Genomic DNA, 16,530 nt, shown 5'->3' on the forward strand with positions numbered 1-16,530 from the left:
GAGAAGGTGACGCACCCTGCCAAACGAATGTTGAGCATTTCCTAGCTTGGCAACGGTCTTGGCTTTGAGGCTGGCTGAGTGCGGAAAGATGCAAACAGTTCCTCATACCGATTTAAGGCTTGCTCAAACGAATAATGTTCGATCGCATACTGTCTGCCTTGATGACCCAGCATTTCAGCTTTGTCAGGATTGTTGTACAGTCCTTCAATAGCAGATGCTAGGGCTTTGGGGTCTTCAGGAGTAACCACCAAACCGCCGCCGCTTTGTTGCACTGCCTTAGCAGCCGTACCAGTATCAGGCACGGAGGCGATAATCGGGCGACCGGAAGCAAGCAGCACAGGAATTTTCGACGGCAGGTTGAAGGCAATTACATTAGACTTTTGGGTAACTAACCCCACATCAGCCGCAGCAAGCATTTCTGGCAATTGTTCGCGGGGTTGAAATGGCAGGAGTTTGACGTTATCGGCTCCGTCTAGTTGGCAATAGTACTCAACTCGCTCCAAGGCTTGCTTTTCACCCACGATCGCAAACACAATTTTAGGGATATGACGTAGCAAGGCTGCTGCTTTAATAACATTTCGTAAGTCTTGGGTGAGGGCAATATTACCGGAGTAGAGTACGACAAATTTACCATTGAGTTGATGAGCTGCCCGGAAAGGATTGTTTTCTTTTGGTAAGGGACGGATGAAATTGACATCGACCCAGTTGGGAATCAGCTCTATTTTTTCAGGTGGAACGCCTTTTCCAAGTAAGTTTTCTACAAACCCATCAGCAATGACGGTGATTTTCGCGGCTGTCCGGTTGGCAAATTTTTCCAGCGCTTCAAAGACGCGAATTACTGTTTTGTTTTTGAGCAAATCGAGATGGACTGCGGCTTCATGTTGAATATCCTGGACGTTCAAAACTACCGGACAGGCGCGAAGCCACCCCACAAGGGCAGCTGGCAGGCAGACCGGCAGGGGTGGCACAGTTGCCAGAATGACATCCGGTCGCTGACCTTTGAGGGCGTGTAGGAAGCTGGTAACTACAAAGCTACCATCCAGCAGCACTCGATCGAGCAGACTCGGCTTGGGGCGAATCAAGACATAATTGCGCTGAATGGTGACGCCGTTTATTACTTCGGTCATGTATAATTTACCCCGGTATCCAGGGTAAATGCGGCGTTCTGGATAGTTGGGCATGGCGGTGACCACGCGGACTTTGTGACCGCGCTTGACCAGACCTTCTGCCAGTTCGGTCATCAGAGGGGCGATGCCGATCGGCTCTGGATGATAGTTGTATGAGTAAATTAAGATGTGCATAACCCAAGTTTATGCAATTTGTCAGATGACTGGGAAAGAAATTTTATTTCTTAGGGTAGTTGTATTTACGGTAGCCTGCTGTATGTATTGAGTGCTACGCCCCGTGCTGGCTCGCCACAGTCTTCTGCCTACCGAATAGAGCCGACACACTCAAAGCGGCGATTACGCTAAGCCAGAGATGCTTCTATAGCAGCCAAAGCAAGGTTTTTACGCGAAATTGGCTCGATCGACTAAGGATTCCTTAACTCGATCTGCGCTTTGTCAAAGAACGATTGGTAAATTTAACCCATGTTGCTAAGGCAAAAGATTTCCTTTTACTTTGAAGACATTGAAACGCTAACCGGCAGAATCGTTAATTTAATTATTACAGGTTTGGTGCTATTATCATCAGCGATATTTGTAATCGGAACCTATAGAATACCCGAAAATATACGGGATAAGTTAAACTTAATAGATTCGGTAATATTACTGATATTTGCATTCGAGTATTTATTGCGTTTTTGGTGTGCTGAGAATAAGCTAAAATATTTGTTCAGTCTTTACTCGGCAATTGATTTAATAGCTATCCTACCTTTCTTCGCTGGATGGTTAGACATCAGCTTTATCCGGCTCTTTCGCTTATTTAGAATTTTGCGGCTGTTCAGATTTATAGAAACTCAAAAGTTACCCGGTAATTTGAGTAGTAAAGATAGCGTAATTCTGACGAAAATAATATTTACTATATTTGCGATTATCTTTGTTTATTCAGGATTAATATATCAAGTTGAACACCCTGTAAATACTGAAAGTTTCAATACTTTTTTGGATGCGTTTTATTTTTCCGTTGTCACAATGACAACTGTTGGGTTTGGGGATGTTACTCCAACTTCAGAAGCAGGTCGCCTCTTAACAGTGATGATGATTTTTACGGGGATTGCACTGATTCCCAAGCAAGTAGGGGATTTAATCAAGCAACTTGTTAAAGATACTAATCACATTGAGACGATTTGTCCTACTTGTAGTTTATCTGTTCACGATGCTGACGCTAAATTTTGCAAAAATTGCGGTGCGAAATTGGAAAATCGTTTAGATAATACCCCACAAAATAACACAAATTCTGCTATAAGTAATTAGTTAACAAAAAACTCAGACTGAATTGCTACGCCTTAATCCAAAAAGACTAAGAGAACCATCATCACCAGGAAATACAAGGGGGATTTCCCTTGGAGCGACCTAACTTGCTGACCAACGGGCAAATGTTTCATAAATTTTCAACAACGTATGTGATTCAGATCATATCTGACACTGCTTCTGGCTCACAAATCACTTTCGGTATTATCACTGAGCCAACACCCGCAGAATCACCCGCCCTCACAGAAAACCAGGGGATGATAAAGATGTCGAGTTCAAAGCAACCCCATGTCCCCAGTTAACCTCCTCCCCGGCGCAATCAACGAACTAATCGCTACTGTTACCGACACGCACCGCCTCACCAAAGCTGACCGTTATGGTATGATGGCTGCTATCCTTGATGAGTCCATCACTGAAGAAGAACGGGGCTGTCTCGATCGCCTGATTCGCTCCCTGGTCAAAGGTCGCATCCAAATCGCCGATGAATTATCGATCGTCATGTAAATAGCAGGCTGGACAGCGGAACTCGACAATCTCAGCTTACCAGCCGCATAAAAGATTTTAAATAACAGTTATTAGCCCTACCAGGGCTTTTTTTATGATTATTTTACTATTGAGATTACTTTGGGCGATCGCATTTTCCTTTAATTTTCCAAATCCATCCTGATGATATTACATTAGCCGTGAAGATCGTAGATAACCAGAGTATTGAAAGTATAAAACTAATGGAGGCAAGACAAATGGCCGCTAATGACATCATAGTTCTCAACAGTATTCTTGAACAAAAGAAAATCGAAACCGCGAATTCATGGCCTGATGATGATTTTTTTGAATTGTTCACGTTTGAACAAAGATTAAAAGAATATACCCCTTCTGATGAACAGTTGCAGTTTGGTAAAATAGGAGGTGGCGATGATGGTGGTATTGATGGATTTTTTACTTTCGTTAACGATGAACTTATTGAAGAAGAACCAGATAAAGATGTTTTCAAAAAAAACTCTAAGATTGAATTGTTTGTAATTCAATCTAAACGCTCATCTTCATTCGAGGAGAAAGCAGTTGATAAGTTTATTGCCACAAGTCAAGATATTTTTGATTTACAAAAAGACATTTCTGAAATTAATAAATTTTATAATGCAGGGCTGATTGAAAAAATAAGTATTTTCAGAAAGATATATTTAAAAATGAGCTTACACCATCCCACCTTGAAAATAACGTATGTCTATGCCACTAAGGGCGATAAAGCAAATATAAATCCTAAAATACATAACAAAGCCAAAACACTCGAAAAAACAATTTGCGAATGTTTTACAGGCGCTACAACTTGTGTCGAATTTATGGGAGTCCGCGAACTACTTGAGGCTTCCCGTCAAGAAAAGAGTTATACTTTACAACTCAAATTCCTAGAAAATTACATTTCAAGAGACGCATATAGTTATGTCGTCTTGTCCAGCATAACAGACTATTATGATTTTGTCACAGATGAAAGTAGGAAATTACGCAAACATATTTTTGAAGCAAATGTCCGTGATTATCAAGGTAATAACGTCGAAGTCAATAAAGATATTCAAAAGACGCTAGAATCAGATAATAAACTGGACTTGGACTTTTGGTGGCTTAATAATGGAGTGACTATTTTGGCATCAAAAGCCAGCATTGTTGGGAAAACAATTACCCTTGATGATGTTGAAATTGTTAATGGGCTTCAAACCACTCACACAATTTTTAATTATTTAAAAGCCAAAAATGTTGAAAAAGATGAGAGAAGATCGATTTTAATAAAAATTGTTGTAACAACCGAGCCAGAAACCAGAGACAGTGTGATCAAGGCAACGAATTTTCAGACACCTATTCCGGTCGCTTCATTGAAAGCAACTGAGGATATACAACGTGACATTGAATCGTACTTTTATAATAAAGACTGGTTTTACGATCGGCGCAAGAATTATTACAAAAATAATGGAAAGCCGATGGACAGAATTATTAGTATTCCCTATCTTGCTCAAGCAGTAATGGCGATTGTTCTTGGTAAACCAGATATTTCACGGGCTCAACCATCTTCTATTATCAAGACAGAACAGAACTATAAAAGCATCTTTAAATCATCATTCAAAATGGATACGTATTTATTTTCTGCCAAAACGATGAAGCAAGTAGAATCATTTATACGCACCACCGTATCCAATCAATCAAAACAAAAAAACGGCAATCAATGGTTCCAGACTTCAAGCCTTCGTATTCTAAGTTTTCACCTGGCAATGCTTGTTATCGTTAAAATGCTTGGCAAAACTGACTACAAGGCTATAGATGTAGAATCCCTTTTACAAGTTGACATAAAAGAGGAGATCCTAAACCAAACTCTATCTGAAATTATTGAGTTGACAAACGAATATTTAAAATCAAAACCATCGTTGTCAATCAATACAATTGCCAAACAAAAAGACTTTGTTACCTATTTACGAAAGAATGTAAAATTTTCTACTAACGCAAGTTGCTAGTTATAAGCATACTGGGGTTTCGCTCCCCCTAAATCCCCTTTAAAAAGGGGGACTTTGAATCCGGTTCCCCCCTTTTGAAGGGGGGCTAGGGGGGATCGAACCGACAATATTTATAACTAGCCACTTGCGTTAATCGTGCAATCGCATTTTCCTTTAACTTTCCAAATCCATCCAGTTCTCTACCGTAATCCCTGACACTCTCAACATATCAGAATCATTAGAAACCAGAATTAATCCCCGCGTAATTGCCGTCGCCGCTATTAATATATCTGCATCTTGTATAGGTCTACCTCTGCGCTTTAAATCTGCATGAATGGTTGATGCTCTTTCAATAATTTCTATGTCATCTAGAAATAACACGCTATACTCTCTACAGAATTGATTAAATTCTGAAAGCTGCCTTGTAGCATTTATAGCCAAAAGTCCTCTTTTTACTTCATAGTAACTTAGGCAACTTATAAATACCTCTTCTCCCAAACGATTCACTTCTTTTAATTTGTTATTTACAGTTACATTTCTCTTCAAAATGTAAGTAACAATATTCGTGTCTATTAGATAATTCAACTCCTTTACCTACCTTCTACCGCCGCATCAAAAATTTCAATTTGGTCTGGTGCTAGATCGTTTAAAGTACCCGAAACTGCCTCTAGCATCATAATTTTCCTAATTCGGCGGCTTAGTTCATTATCTGTAATTGTTCTCATTTCTTCTGGAGAAAACTTCTCAAACAAGTTTTCCATACTTTGAATCATTTCCTCTTTATTTAATTTCACCTGAAATAAGCTATTTCCTTGAATCAACTTTTCTACTATTGGTGATACGCGAGAGAGAACTTCATTTTTTTCATTAGAAACTTCGTACATAATATCTTCCTGATTATTGAACAGAAATTAACTTAAGACTTACGCTCCAAACACGGTTTCTTAACGTAATTTCATCATTTCAGTTTGAGGGTCAAAACGATAAACCGGGTTTTTTGGGTGATAGTGCGTAAGTCCTGTAACTATTGCCCACTTTACTGAACGTTCCTGCCCAGATTATACCAAAAAAAAGAGCAGGCAAGATGCCCACCCCACAAGTATTACAGGCATCTTGCCTGCCAAATCTTATCGCTCAAACTATTAACCCAACAATGCCTTAGCTTTAGCTAAAACATTATCAACGCTAAAGCCAAACTTCTCCAGACAAACTCCACCTGGAGCGGAAGCACCAAAACGATCGATACTAACGCAATCTCCCCCCATACCCACGTACTTATGCCAGCCGAAACTGCTAGCAGCTTCTACAGACAAACGCTTGGTGACAGATGAGGGCAGAACAGACTCCTTATAAGCTGCATCCTGTGCATCAAAGATATCTGTTGAAGGCATTGAGACAACACGGGCTTTCTTGCCTTGGGCGGTGAGTTTCTCAGCTGCGGTGACGCAGAGGCTCAATTCTGAACCAGTACCAATCAGGATAATATCCGGTGTACCATCCGAATCAACCACGATGTATCCACCTTTTGCCACGCCCTCAATGGAAGTACCTGCCAAGTTGGGGACATTCTGACGGGTGAAGGCTAACAGGGTGGGATCGTTTTGCTTGGCTTTTTCGATCGCAATTTTATAAGCCCCAGAGGTTTCGTTTCCATCTGCGGGGCGAATCACAGTCAGGTTAGGAATAGCACGCAGAGAAGCCAGCGTTTCGATCGGTTGGTGGGTCGGGCCATCTTCACCTTGTCCGATCGAATCGTGAGTCATCACCCAAATTGCCCCAGCTTGGGATAGGGCAGATAAGCGGATGGCAGCACGCATATAATCTGTGAAGATCAGGAAGGTAGCGCCGTAGGGAATTAATCCCGAACCGTGCAGTGCTATACCATTACAGATTGCACCCATACCGTGTTCCCGCACGCCAAAGTGGATGTTGGGGTTTTGGTATTGACCTTTTTGAAAGTCGCCAATTCCCTTGATTTCGGTAAGGTTGGAGTGGGTGAGGTCGGCGGAACCACCAATTAGTTCAGGTAAAACTGATGCCAGTTTGTTGAGACAGTTTTCTGAGTGCTTGCGCGTGGGCAGTGCTTTGTCTTCGGCGGTGTAGGTGGGTAGTACTTTATCCCAACCGTCGGGCAATTTACTGCTAATATAACGTTCAAATTCAGCGGCTTCTTGGGGATACTTAGCTTTGTACTCAGCAAAAGTCTTGTTCCAATCGTTTTCGTAGCCAGCGCCGCGTTCCACTGCTTTACCCATGTGGTTGAGGGCATCTTGTGGAACTACGAAAGGTTCGTGTTGCCAACCCAGTTTTTCGCGAGTCAGTTTTACTTCGTCTGCACCCAAAGCGGCACCGTGAACACCAGCGGTGTTTGCTTTATTGGGAGAACCGTAACCGATGGTGGTTGTCACCTTAATCATGGTCGGCTTATCGGTGACAGCTTTTGCTGCTTCAATTGCTTTAGCAATTCCTTCTAAATCGGTATTGCCATCTTTGACGTGGAGGACGTGCCAACCGTAAGCTTCAAACCGCTTGGAAACATCTTCGGTGAATGCTATATCTGTAGAACCATCGATCGAGATGTGGTTATCGTCGTATAGAGCGATGAGTTTACCTAATCCCAGGTGTCCTGCGAAGGAACAAGCTTCACCAGAAATACCTTCCATGTTGCAACCATCACCCAAAATCACATAAGTGTAGTGGTCAACAATCGTGGCATCGGGTTTGTTAAATTTAGCAGCAAGGTGGGCTTCCGCTATTGCCAAACCTACTCCATTGGCAATTCCTTGACCTAGTGGGCCAGTTGTGACTTCAACGCCCGCCGTCATAAAGTTTTCGGGGTGTCCGGGGGTTTTGGATTCCCACTGACGGAACTGCTTGATGTCTTCTATGGTTACGCTGTCGTAGCCAGTCAGGTAGAGCAGGGCGTACTGTAGCATTGAGCCATGTCCAGCTGATAGCACGAAGCGATCGCGGTTAAACCATTTAGGATTCTTTGGGTTATACCGCATAAAGCTATCCCACAGCACAAACGCCATCGGCGCAGCGCCCATCGGCAGTCCTGGATGGCCGGATTTTGCCTTCTCTACGGCGTCAATCGCCAGAAAGCGGATTGAGTTAATGCAAAGTTCTTGGAGTGATTGGGTTGCAACGGCCATAATCTCTTCTTTTAACGACGATCGAAAACTTGGTAGGTAAGCTGAAATATGGGTACTCTGGATCGCCCCAAAACAGTATCCCCATCATCCCATTAGGGAGATCGATGGGCAAGTAGTTTTAAGAGGGGCTAGAAAAGTCAAAAGTCACTCATTCAAAAGTCAAATAGGGAGTGGGGGAGAATCACCACTGACCACTGACCACTGACCACTGACCAATTCCCCATTACCCATTAGAGGCGTATTTTTTAAATGCTAAGGTGACGTTGTGGCCCCCGAAACCAAAAGAATTGGACAGTGCCACTTCTACTTTTTGGGCGCGACTTTGGTTGGGGACATAATCTAGGTCGCACCCGACATCGGGGTTTTCTAAGTTAATGGTTGGTGGAATTCGGTCATTAGCTACCGCCATGACGGTAGCAACTGCTTCAATGCCACCCGAACCGCCCAAAAGATGACCTGTCATCGATTTTGTCGAGGAAATGGCCGCTTTGTAGGCATGGTCTCCCAAAGCTTTTTTAATTGCTGCTGTTTCGGTGACATCGTTAGCTGATGTACTGGTGCCGTGGGCGTTGATGTAGCTAACTTGTTCTGGAGTTAGACCGCTGTCTTTCAAACACAGCTGGATTGCCCTGGCTGCTCCTTCTCCACCTGGTACTGGGGAGGTCATGTGGTAGGCATCGCAGGTCATGCCGTAGCCGACTATTTCGGCGTAAATCTTGGCTTTGCGACTGAGGGCGTGTTCCAGTTCTTCCAATAGGAGGATACCGGCTCCTTCGCCCATGACGAATCCATCGCGATCGCGATCGAACGGACGAGAGGCATGGGCTGGGTCGTCGTTGCGCTTCGATAGCGCTCGCGCTGCTGCAAATCCCGCTAAAGATAGAGGTGTTACTGCTGCTTCCGTGCCACCGCAAATCATGGCTTGGGCGTATCCCCGCTGGATCAGGCGAAAGGCATCCCCGATCGCATTGGAACCAGCGGCACAGGCGGTTACAGAACAGGAGTTAGGCCCCTTAGCGCCTGTGTGAATAGCGGTTAATCCGGCTGCCATGTTGGCGATCATCATGGGAATCATAAAGGGACTACAGCGATCCGGCCCTTTTGTCAAGTATATTTCTTGCTGATCTTCCAATACTTTAAGACCGCCAATGCCGGTGCCGATGATTGCGCCTACCTGTTCTGCGTTCAGTTCGTTGATGACAAACTGGGCGTCTGCGATCGCTTGCTTGCTAGCAGAAACTGCAAACTGGGCAAAGCGATCCATGCGTTTGGCATCCTTACGATCCATGCTGTCATGGGGGTCAAATCCCTTCACTTCGCCAGCGATGCGGCAATCATGGCGGGACGCATCAAACAAGGTAATCGGCCCAATGCCGTTGCGTCCGCTCAACAATCCTTCCCAATACTCAGCTAAGGTATTGCCAATGGGTGTAATCGCGCCCAAACCAGTAACAACAACGCGCTTACCTTCAAAATCTGTCATCTTTATTCCTCCCGGGAGACTCCCGCCATAGCTGTACTCGGCTTGGCGGTGAGAGGAAAGGGAGGTCGGGGTCTATGCAACATAGCTATTATGAGTTTCTAGAGAAACCGTCGCGCCTCAGAAGTGGTGAAACTCCCTGGCATACCTGCTGGCATTACAGGATAGAGGCTACCGATATTGTTCTTTGTAGACTCGCCTTAAAAACGTAGTACATACGCTGTACTTAGTCGGGTAAACTTTGGGCTTGAAAGCCCCTGCTATAGTCGTTACTCCGACGATTCGGCAAAAAAGATTTTGACTTTTGAATGAGTGACTTTTGACTTTTTTAGCCCCTAGCCCCTACCCCCTCTTATGCTGATGCTGCCACTTTTTCGTTGATGTGGTCTACCGCCTGTTGAACCGTCAAAATCTTTTCTGCCGCATCGTCGGGAATTTCGATATCAAATTCTTCTTCTAAGGCCATCACCAGTTCTACCGTATCTAGGGAATCAGCCCCCAAATCGTTGGTAAAATGGGCTTCTGGTTTGACGTCAGTGGCTTCAACGCTCAATTGCTCTGCCACAATTTTTTGAACTTTCTGAAAAATTTCCTGTTCGCTCATAGTTATCCCTTATCGCAGTTGCCCAAACTTCCGCTCTGGGAAATATGGTTCTAAGCATTTCTTAATCTTATCTGAATATGGCGATCGCGCTCAATCCAGATCTAGCCAATTTTTTAACTGACACCAAATAGCTTGACTGGGTCGCCAGCCAAAATTTTCCCTTTTAGCGATCGCCAATTCCCCATTGCCCTCAACAAGCGATTATAAAAGAAGAGCCAGTACCGCGATCTATGACACTTTACCAATGACACTTGACAAATGACACTTAAATATGCTTACTTTCCTGGCTGCGTTGCCCAAGGTGCCTGCCGGGAACTTTACCAATCGACAGCAGCCCTCACCAAAGCACTGGGGATTGAGCTGATAGAGCTGAAAAAAGCTTCCTGCTGCGGTTCCGGCACTTTTAAAGAAGAATCTCAGCTGTTGGAAGATACTGTCAATGCCCGCAATATTGCCCTAGCTGAGGAATTGAACCTGCCACTGCTCACCCATTGCAGCACCTGTCAGGGAGTCATCGGTCATGTAGACGAAAGGCTCAAGGAATCCCAGCAAACCAACCCAGCCTACTTAGAACAGATTAACGGCTTATTAAAAAAAGAGAGTTGTTCGCCTTATCGCGGCAGCACCCAGGTTAAACATCTGCTATGGGCTTTGGTTGGAGATTACGGCCTCCAAGCGCTCCAAGAACGAGTTACTCGTAAGCTTAGCAATCTTCGCTGTGCAGCCTTCTATGGCTGCTACCTCCTGCGATCGCAAAAGTCAATCCCATTTGACGACCCCTTCCAGCCAGAATCAATGGAAAATGTGTTTCGGGCGATTGGGGCAACGCCAATTTATTATAGAGGGCGGACTCAGTGTTGCGGCTGGCCGCTTTCCAGCTATGCCACAACTCAATCTTTTAAAATGGCTGGGGCGCATATTCAGGAAGCTATAGAGGCTGGTGCCGATTGTATGGTAACGCCCTGCCCATTGTGCCACCTCAATTTAGATTCTCGTCAACCAGAAGTGGAAAAGGTGATTGAGCGTAAGCTGGGTTTGCCTGTGCTGCATTTACCGCAATTGGTTGCTTTAGCGCTGGGAATTGAGCCAAAGCAACTTGGTTTAGATCGACACATTGTCTCCACTCATCCCGTCTTGGAGAAATTGGGATTTTAGGCCCCATTCCGCACTTCGATCGGCACGATCGGTTTTTTAAGTATTGGGGACTAGGGATTGGTAATTTTAAATACTTTACACTATTTAAAGAGGACTTACGCAATATTTCTTGTTTCGCCCCCCTACCCCCCAAATCTGGGGGGAAGAGAAGCTTACTCCCCCCAGATTTGGGGGGCAGGGGGGGCTAGTGGGTAAGTCCTGTTTAAATTATCTTCCCAGTCGCCAGTGCTCAGTTTCTAATCACCCAAATACGTAGAGTCAGACTTTAGGGTGCCAAATATGGGCTGTATCAAGATATAGCAAAGTACTGAGTCCTTCGGCTTTAGTCCTGAGTGCAAACACAGTCGCTTCCTGGCGGGGAATAGCTCTATAGTGTCCTAACATATCTGACTATGGCTATACTGCTACGAAATGTCTTACATAAACTAAAAAAATAAAAAATTTATGGTAAAATCAGCCGATAAGATTTCAGGAGTAGTATATGCGGTTTAGCAAAAAAGTCGAGCAAGTTACAGAAAATTTGCTGTGGGGTGTTAGATTTTTGGCAATCGTACCTGTATTGTTCGGATTAGTTAGCGTTATCAATTTATTTTGGCTTGGGAGCTTGGAAATTATTGAAGGAGTTAAACAATACTCGGAATTTGAAGGTCCTCACTCTGAATTTACTACAAAAGTAATGACAAGTATCATTGGTGGAGTCGATCTTTATTTGATCGGAATAGTTTTAATGCTTTTTAGTTTTGGAATATACGAACTATTTATTTCCAAAATTGATGTGGGCAGAGCAAATCAGGAAATCCGTATTTTGGAAATTCATTCGTTAGATGAACTAAAAGATAAGATTTTAAAGGTCATTGTAATCGTTCTAGTAGTGAGAATTTTTAAACAAGTTGCGAGAATGCCTATTACAACATACCAAGAAATCCTCTATTTAGCTATTGCGATTCTACTGATTGCTGCTAGTAGTTACTTGCTGCATAGTCAAGGTGGTTCCAAACACAATAAGCCATCTAATCATGAATAGGTTATTATATCGGCTTGCAGCCCTTATGAAGTACACAAGAGAAACCCGGTAATATCGTTTCCGGTTGTGTCTGAATCATTATGGCCGCTCCAGGGTAAAAACGAACAATTCCGACGCAGACGGATTTGATATTAAGTAGGCGCAGGTAAATAAAGTTAAAATAGTGATTTAGAGATGGGGCAAGGCGTCCCGTCCGCCCAGTTTTGACTTTATTTCCACTTACCTACTTACAAGAGCGCTGAAGCGCAACAACATACCAAATATGGCTCATTGACCGGAAAGCACTTCTTATTGCCATATTTCTTAAATAAACAGCCGCTGAGTATAGAGAATTCCCTATACTCAGCGGTAATAAAGGGGCTTTGCAACGCACCCTACACTACTACTTAGTTATTAGGCACATTCACCTTGACAACTTTACGCTGCAATTCTTCTGCTTTAGGGAGAGTTAGCGTCAAGATGCCGTTCTTAAATTCAGCTTCTACCTTATCGTTCTGAATGGGAACTGGGAGGGGAACGGTGCGCTGGAACTTGCCATAGCGGAATTCAGAGTGGTAAAAACCTTTTTCTTCATTGCGCTTTTCATAGCGGTGTTCGCCAGCAATGGAAATGGCTTCGCGAGTAACTTGGATATCCAAGTCTTTACCTTCGACACCGGGAATTTCTGCCCGCAAAATTATATTCTTGTCTTCATCATGCAACTCAATTCCAGGTGTCCAAGCTGTACGGGTTTCGCTGTTAACTTGGGTGAGATCGTCAAACACTCGATCCATTTGACGACGTAAGGTTTCCATTTCTGGGTAAGGTTGCCAACGTATTAATCTCATAAGTCAAGTAACCTTTCTAAATGTTTTACAGGAACTGAATCAAATGCTTACTCAACAATTGGTAAGAGATACGCTACTGTTGCTGTAAACCGTTGCGGTGATTGAGCTAGGCGTCTCTTTCCATGACTCTATGATGTCTTAAAGCATGAATTGAGAGAGTGAGGGAAACCCTACTAATTCAGTGCGATTTTCCCGATTTTTCCGATGATTACTTGTCACTCAAGCGACGCTGGATTTGTTTAAGAGATTGATACATTTCTGGAAGGCGGCTGTAGATGGCTGCTGCCTTAAGAAAAACTTTGTGGGGAATGGCTGGAATGCCAGTTACGATCGCACCTGGTTCGACATCGCTGTGAATCCCTGCTTTGGCTGTGGCGATCGCACCATCTCCAATATGAGCTTGATTCGCTATTCCCACCTGTCCCGCCAACAACACCCGATTTCCCACCTTCACGCCACCGGCTAATCCCACTTGTGAAGCTAAGGCGCAGTTAGCACCCACCTGACAGCCGTGACCGATCTGTACCAGGTTGTCAATTTTTGTGTTTTGTGCTATGCGCGTTTCTCCCACGGCTGGGCGATCGATTGTAGTGTTGCAGCCAACTTCCACGCCATCTTCCAGCACCGTGCAGCCAGATTGTTCCATTTTGAACCAGCCAGTGGGTGTGGGGACAAAGCCAAAGCCTTCCGCACCGATAACTGCACCGCTGTGAATGACGCAATCTGCGCCTATGCGGGTGCGTTCGTGGATGGTGCAGTTGGCGTGTAATGTTGTGCTAGAGCCTATCTGCGCTTCTGGGTAAATTACCACGTTCGGGTGAATGCAGACGTAGTTGCCAATCTTTACCCCTGCTTGGATGACTGCATGGGGGCCGATATAAACATCGTTACCGATTTGTACTGAAGGATGAATGACAGCCGTGGTATGAATTCCCACATCTGGACGGAAGGGTTTGTAGAAAAGTGCGATCGCCTGAGCAAATAATAATCTTGGTTCATTTGTAGCAATCCAGGCAATACTCCGTTCGATCGCTTGCTTCTGTAGCGCTTCGTCTTGGGGCAAAATTAAGGCACTTGCCGAAGTTTTCCTCACAAAAGTCGCAAATTTCGCTCCCTCTATGTAACTGAGAGTGCCAATAGGTGCCTCATCGATCGGTGCGACAGCAATAATTTCAGGATCGACTGCTGCGTTAGATATCAGGCTATTGGAGGCAGACTCTAGTTTTTGTACTATTTCGCTAAATTTCATTATTTTGTCTGAGACTTTGAATAAATTGAACCACAAAGGCGCATAGAGAGGAATTTTAGATTTTAGATTTTAGATTTTAGATTTAATTTCAATTCTTTAATCTGAAATCTTCTTCTTTTCCCATCTTACCCCTCTGCCCCTCTGCCCCTATTCTCTAACTCCTATTGCGTTACCTGCTAAGTGCGCGGTTGTCCAAGCACTCTGGAAATTAAAGCCACCAGTTACGCCATCGATATCCAGAATTTCACCAGAAAAGTAAAGACCCGCACAGCATTTGCTTTCCATAGTTTTGAAGTCTACTTCTTTAAGGCTGACGCCGCCACAGGTGACAAATTCTTCTTTAAAAACGCCTTTGCCATTAATCTGGTATTGGCCTTGAATGAGTTCTTGAATTAGCCGATCCAGGAGTTTGTTAGATATACCCGACCATTTATCTTCTGTACTAATGCCCACACGGGTGACTAAATATTCCCAGAGGCGTCGGGGGAGAAGAACTGGGCAGCTGGTGGAAATCTGGCGTCGTACCAACTGAGATTTAACATTCAATAGGATTTGACGCAGGCTTTCTGGATTGTACTGAGGAAGCCAATTAATTAGCAATGTTGCCTGATAGTGGCAATCGTGCAGCACTCTGGCACCCCAGGCGGAGAGTTTCAGCACGGCAGGGCCACTTAAACCCCAGTGAGTAATTAGTATTGGGCCAGTTTGTTCAAATTCGCCATTACCTCCTCTCTCAGTTGAACGGAGAGGGGTTGGGGGTGAGGTTCCAACTTGCAATCGCACGCGAACGTTATCTACGCTTACACCAGCCAAATCTTTCAGGCTGGGTTCGGGTACGTTAAAGGTAAACAGAGAAGGAACTGGTGGTTCGATGTGATGACCCAATGCTTTGGCTATTTGGTAACCTGTTGGGTTACTGCCGGTGGCAAGCAGGATGCGATCGCATTTCAACTTCTCTCCCGATTTCAATTCGATCTCAAACTTATTGCCATTAGCAAATAAAATTTCTTCCCGATCTTCCCCCCGTGGCGGGGGGACAGAGGGGGGTAGGATCTCCTTGACTGAAGCAACAGTTACCCCAGTGCGAAGTTTTACCCCAGCTGCCTTAGCTGTCTGCATCAAACAATCTACAATCGTCGCCGAATCATCGCTTACGGGAAACATCCGTCCATCCGACTCGGTTTTCAGCTGGACACCTCGCGCTGCAAACCACGCCACCGTATCGCGGGGTTGAAATCGGCTGAAAGCACCCCGCAAAGCTTTGCCTCCTCTAGGATAGTTTTGCACCAACACAGCTGGATCGAAGCAAGCGTGGGTGACGTTACAGCGACCCCCACCGGAGACGCGCACTTTGCTGAGGGGTTGACGACCCGCTTCTAGTAAGGTTACTTGGGTGTGAGGATGGCTTTCGGCACAGGTAATGGCAGCCAAAAAACCAGCTGCCCCACCCCCAATTACTACAACTTGTAGTGATATTTGTGACACGGGATATTTTTTAATTACTCATCGGTTGGTTCATCATATGCTTCAAAATCGACTTTCTTTGCGCCGCAAACGGGACACTCCCAATCCTCGGCGGATATATCGCTAAAGGGGGTACCCGCTGGAATGCTTCCCTCTGGATCTCCTTGCCCTGGCTTGTAGATGTAGCCGCAGGCTGTGCATACGTATTCTTGCATTTTGGTCTTCTCCTAACGATCTTTGTATAGTTTAAGCCTCCAGAAACTAAGTTCCAGAGGCTTCAGCTTTTCTTTGGCTTATCAATTCTAAGCCCCCACTTCCCTCTAATTACCACTTTGTATTTTGCAGATAGCTCAAAATGCCGGTAACGATCGAAAGCAGAAGCAATACCCAGATGACGCCGCTGGGAATAAAGGTGAGAATTTCCAATCCTCTCAGCACCCAAACGGCTACCATTACTCCGATCGAAGTCGCAAAAATAGACGAAAATCTCAAATTTCTAGAATTCCGAGAGATGCTCACAAAGTTTGGCTCTACAGACGATCGCGTAATTACCCCACTTATTATCGCATGGGTACGGGAGTCACGCCTGCCGAAAATCTTGAGGAAAATACTGAAGTGAATGTATAAAAATAAATTAAAAAGTTCGGAAATTGCGGGGATTGGAGGATATAGTGTATACATCTG

General features: G+C 44.5%; 16 protein-coding genes. 5 read left to right on the top strand and 11 right to left on the bottom strand.

Going from position 1 to position 16,530, the window contains the following annotated elements:
* Positions 1 to 41: 41 nt before the first annotated feature.
* The gene (locus tag LAY41_RS03895) at positions 42 to 1,301 is read right to left on the bottom strand and encodes a glycosyltransferase family 4 protein (RefSeq protein WP_249094305.1); all 1,260 of its coding nucleotides are present in this window, start codon (positions 1,299 to 1,301) and stop codon (positions 42 to 44) included.
* 288 nt (positions 1,302 to 1,589) lie between these two features.
* Here LAY41_RS03895 and LAY41_RS03900 point away from each other — a divergent pair, with 288 nt between their 5' ends.
* The 3 genes from LAY41_RS03900 (at position 1,590) to LAY41_RS03910 (ending at position 4,909) form a co-directional block, all read left to right on the top strand.
* The gene (locus tag LAY41_RS03900) at positions 1,590 to 2,414 is read left to right on the top strand and encodes an ion transporter (RefSeq protein WP_249094309.1); all 825 of its coding nucleotides are present in this window, start codon (positions 1,590 to 1,592) and stop codon (positions 2,412 to 2,414) included.
* 285 nt (positions 2,415 to 2,699) lie between these two features.
* The gene (locus tag LAY41_RS03905) at positions 2,700 to 2,915 is read left to right on the top strand and encodes a hypothetical protein (protein WP_249094311.1); all 216 of its coding nucleotides are present in this window, start codon (positions 2,700 to 2,702) and stop codon (positions 2,913 to 2,915) included.
* A 236-nt stretch (positions 2,916 to 3,151) separates the two neighbouring features.
* Entirely contained in the window at positions 3,152 to 4,909 is a 1,758-nt protein-coding gene (locus LAY41_RS03910; protein ID WP_249094313.1) for an AIPR family protein, read from the top strand.
* 153 nt (positions 4,910 to 5,062) lie between these two features.
* Here the strand turns inward: LAY41_RS03910 and LAY41_RS03915 are convergent, their stop codons facing one another.
* The 5 genes from LAY41_RS03915 to acpP form a co-directional block, all read right to left on the bottom strand.
* Positions 5,063 to 5,473: a type II toxin-antitoxin system VapC family toxin gene (locus LAY41_RS03915; protein ID WP_249094315.1), complete on the bottom strand. Its 411-nt coding sequence runs from the start codon at positions 5,471 to 5,473 to the stop codon at positions 5,063 to 5,065.
* 5 nt (positions 5,474 to 5,478) lie between these two features.
* A complete protein-coding gene (locus tag LAY41_RS03920; protein ID WP_249094317.1) occupies positions 5,479 to 5,772 on the bottom strand; it encodes a hypothetical protein in 294 nt (97 codons plus the stop codon).
* A gap of 258 nt (positions 5,773 to 6,030) precedes the next feature.
* Positions 6,031 to 8,043: a transketolase gene (gene tkt, locus LAY41_RS03925; protein ID WP_249094320.1), complete on the bottom strand. Its 2,013-nt coding sequence runs from the start codon at positions 8,041 to 8,043 to the stop codon at positions 6,031 to 6,033.
* 223 nt (positions 8,044 to 8,266) lie between these two features.
* On the bottom strand, positions 8,267 to 9,526 hold the full coding sequence (gene fabF / locus LAY41_RS03930) for a beta-ketoacyl-ACP synthase II (RefSeq protein WP_249094321.1): 1,260 nt from the start codon (positions 9,524 to 9,526) through the stop codon (positions 8,267 to 8,269).
* Positions 9,527 to 9,875: 349 nt separating this feature from the next.
* The gene (acpP, locus tag LAY41_RS03935) at positions 9,876 to 10,127 is read right to left on the bottom strand and encodes an acyl carrier protein (protein ID WP_249094323.1); all 252 of its coding nucleotides are present in this window, start codon (positions 10,125 to 10,127) and stop codon (positions 9,876 to 9,878) included.
* Between the two features lie 258 nt (positions 10,128 to 10,385).
* On the opposite strand from acpP, the gene LAY41_RS03940 reads away from it, so the two are divergent.
* Together LAY41_RS03940 and LAY41_RS03945 are read left to right on the top strand one after the other, a co-directional pair.
* Positions 10,386 to 11,282, top strand: coding sequence for a CoB--CoM heterodisulfide reductase iron-sulfur subunit B family protein (locus tag LAY41_RS03940; RefSeq protein WP_249094325.1), 897 nt, complete (start codon positions 10,386 to 10,388; stop codon positions 11,280 to 11,282).
* 481 nt (positions 11,283 to 11,763) lie between these two features.
* Positions 11,764 to 12,306 (top strand): YqhA family protein, encoded by a 543-nt coding sequence (locus LAY41_RS03945; RefSeq protein ID WP_249094327.1) that lies wholly within the window; start codon positions 11,764 to 11,766, stop codon positions 12,304 to 12,306.
* A gap of 386 nt (positions 12,307 to 12,692) precedes the next feature.
* On the opposite strand, the gene LAY41_RS03950 is transcribed toward LAY41_RS03945, so the two are convergent.
* The 5 genes from LAY41_RS03950 to LAY41_RS03970 form a co-directional block, all read right to left on the bottom strand.
* Positions 12,693 to 13,133: an Hsp20/alpha crystallin family protein gene (locus tag LAY41_RS03950; protein WP_249094330.1), complete on the bottom strand. Its 441-nt coding sequence runs from the start codon at positions 13,131 to 13,133 to the stop codon at positions 12,693 to 12,695.
* 208 nt (positions 13,134 to 13,341) lie between these two features.
* On the bottom strand, positions 13,342 to 14,382 hold the full coding sequence (gene lpxD / locus LAY41_RS03955) for a UDP-3-O-(3-hydroxymyristoyl)glucosamine N-acyltransferase (protein ID WP_249094333.1): 1,041 nt from the start codon (positions 14,380 to 14,382) through the stop codon (positions 13,342 to 13,344).
* A gap of 147 nt (positions 14,383 to 14,529) precedes the next feature.
* Positions 14,530 to 15,867, bottom strand: a complete 1,338-nt coding sequence (locus tag LAY41_RS03960) for a BaiN/RdsA family NAD(P)/FAD-dependent oxidoreductase (RefSeq protein WP_249094334.1) — start codon at positions 15,865 to 15,867, stop codon at positions 14,530 to 14,532.
* Between the two features lie 14 nt (positions 15,868 to 15,881).
* The gene (locus LAY41_RS03965) at positions 15,882 to 16,061 is read right to left on the bottom strand and encodes a rubredoxin (protein ID WP_249094337.1); all 180 of its coding nucleotides are present in this window, start codon (positions 16,059 to 16,061) and stop codon (positions 15,882 to 15,884) included.
* 109 nt (positions 16,062 to 16,170) lie between these two features.
* Entirely contained in the window at positions 16,171 to 16,527 is a 357-nt protein-coding gene (locus LAY41_RS03970) for a hypothetical protein (RefSeq protein ID WP_249094339.1), read from the bottom strand.
* Between the last annotated feature and the right edge of the window lie 3 nt (positions 16,528 to 16,530).

It is taken from the genome of Argonema galeatum A003/A1, assembly GCF_023333595.1.
Taxonomy (GTDB): Bacteria; Cyanobacteriota; Cyanobacteriia; order Cyanobacteriales; family Aerosakkonemataceae; genus Argonema; species Argonema galeatum.

Bases quoted from the DNA above. Each gene is read 5' to 3' on its own strand.
- LAY41_RS03945 (WP_249094327.1), top strand. From the start codon at position 11,764: ATGCGGTTTAGCAAAAAAGTCGAGCAAGTTACAGAAAATTTGCTGTGG.
- tkt (WP_249094320.1), bottom strand. From the start codon at position 8,043: ATGGCCGTTGCAACCCAATCACTCCAAGAACTTTGCATTAACTCAATC.
- LAY41_RS03920 (WP_249094317.1), bottom strand. From the start codon at position 5,772: ATGTACGAAGTTTCTAATGAAAAAAATGAAGTTCTCTCTCGCGTATCA.
- LAY41_RS03910 (WP_249094313.1), top strand. From the start codon at position 3,152: ATGGCCGCTAATGACATCATAGTTCTCAACAGTATTCTTGAACAAAAG.
- LAY41_RS03965 (WP_249094337.1), bottom strand. From the start codon at position 16,061: ATGCAAGAATACGTATGCACAGCCTGCGGCTACATCTACAAGCCAGGG.
- LAY41_RS03900 (WP_249094309.1), top strand. From the start codon at position 1,590: ATGTTGCTAAGGCAAAAGATTTCCTTTTACTTTGAAGACATTGAAACG.
- fabF (WP_249094321.1), bottom strand. From the start codon at position 9,526: ATGACAGATTTTGAAGGTAAGCGCGTTGTTGTTACTGGTTTGGGCGCG.
- lpxD (WP_249094333.1), bottom strand. From the start codon at position 14,382: ATGAAATTTAGCGAAATAGTACAAAAACTAGAGTCTGCCTCCAATAGC.
- LAY41_RS03905 (WP_249094311.1), top strand. From the start codon at position 2,700: ATGTCCCCAGTTAACCTCCTCCCCGGCGCAATCAACGAACTAATCGCT.
- LAY41_RS03895 (WP_249094305.1), bottom strand. From the start codon at position 1,301: ATGCACATCTTAATTTACTCATACAACTATCATCCAGAGCCGATCGGC.
- acpP (WP_249094323.1), bottom strand. From the start codon at position 10,127: ATGAGCGAACAGGAAATTTTTCAGAAAGTTCAAAAAATTGTGGCAGAG.
- LAY41_RS03950 (WP_249094330.1), bottom strand. From the start codon at position 13,133: ATGAGATTAATACGTTGGCAACCTTACCCAGAAATGGAAACCTTACGT.
- LAY41_RS03970 (WP_249094339.1), bottom strand. From the start codon at position 16,527: ATGTATACACTATATCCTCCAATCCCCGCAATTTCCGAACTTTTTAAT.
- LAY41_RS03940 (WP_249094325.1), top strand. From the start codon at position 10,386: ATGACACTTAAATATGCTTACTTTCCTGGCTGCGTTGCCCAAGGTGCC.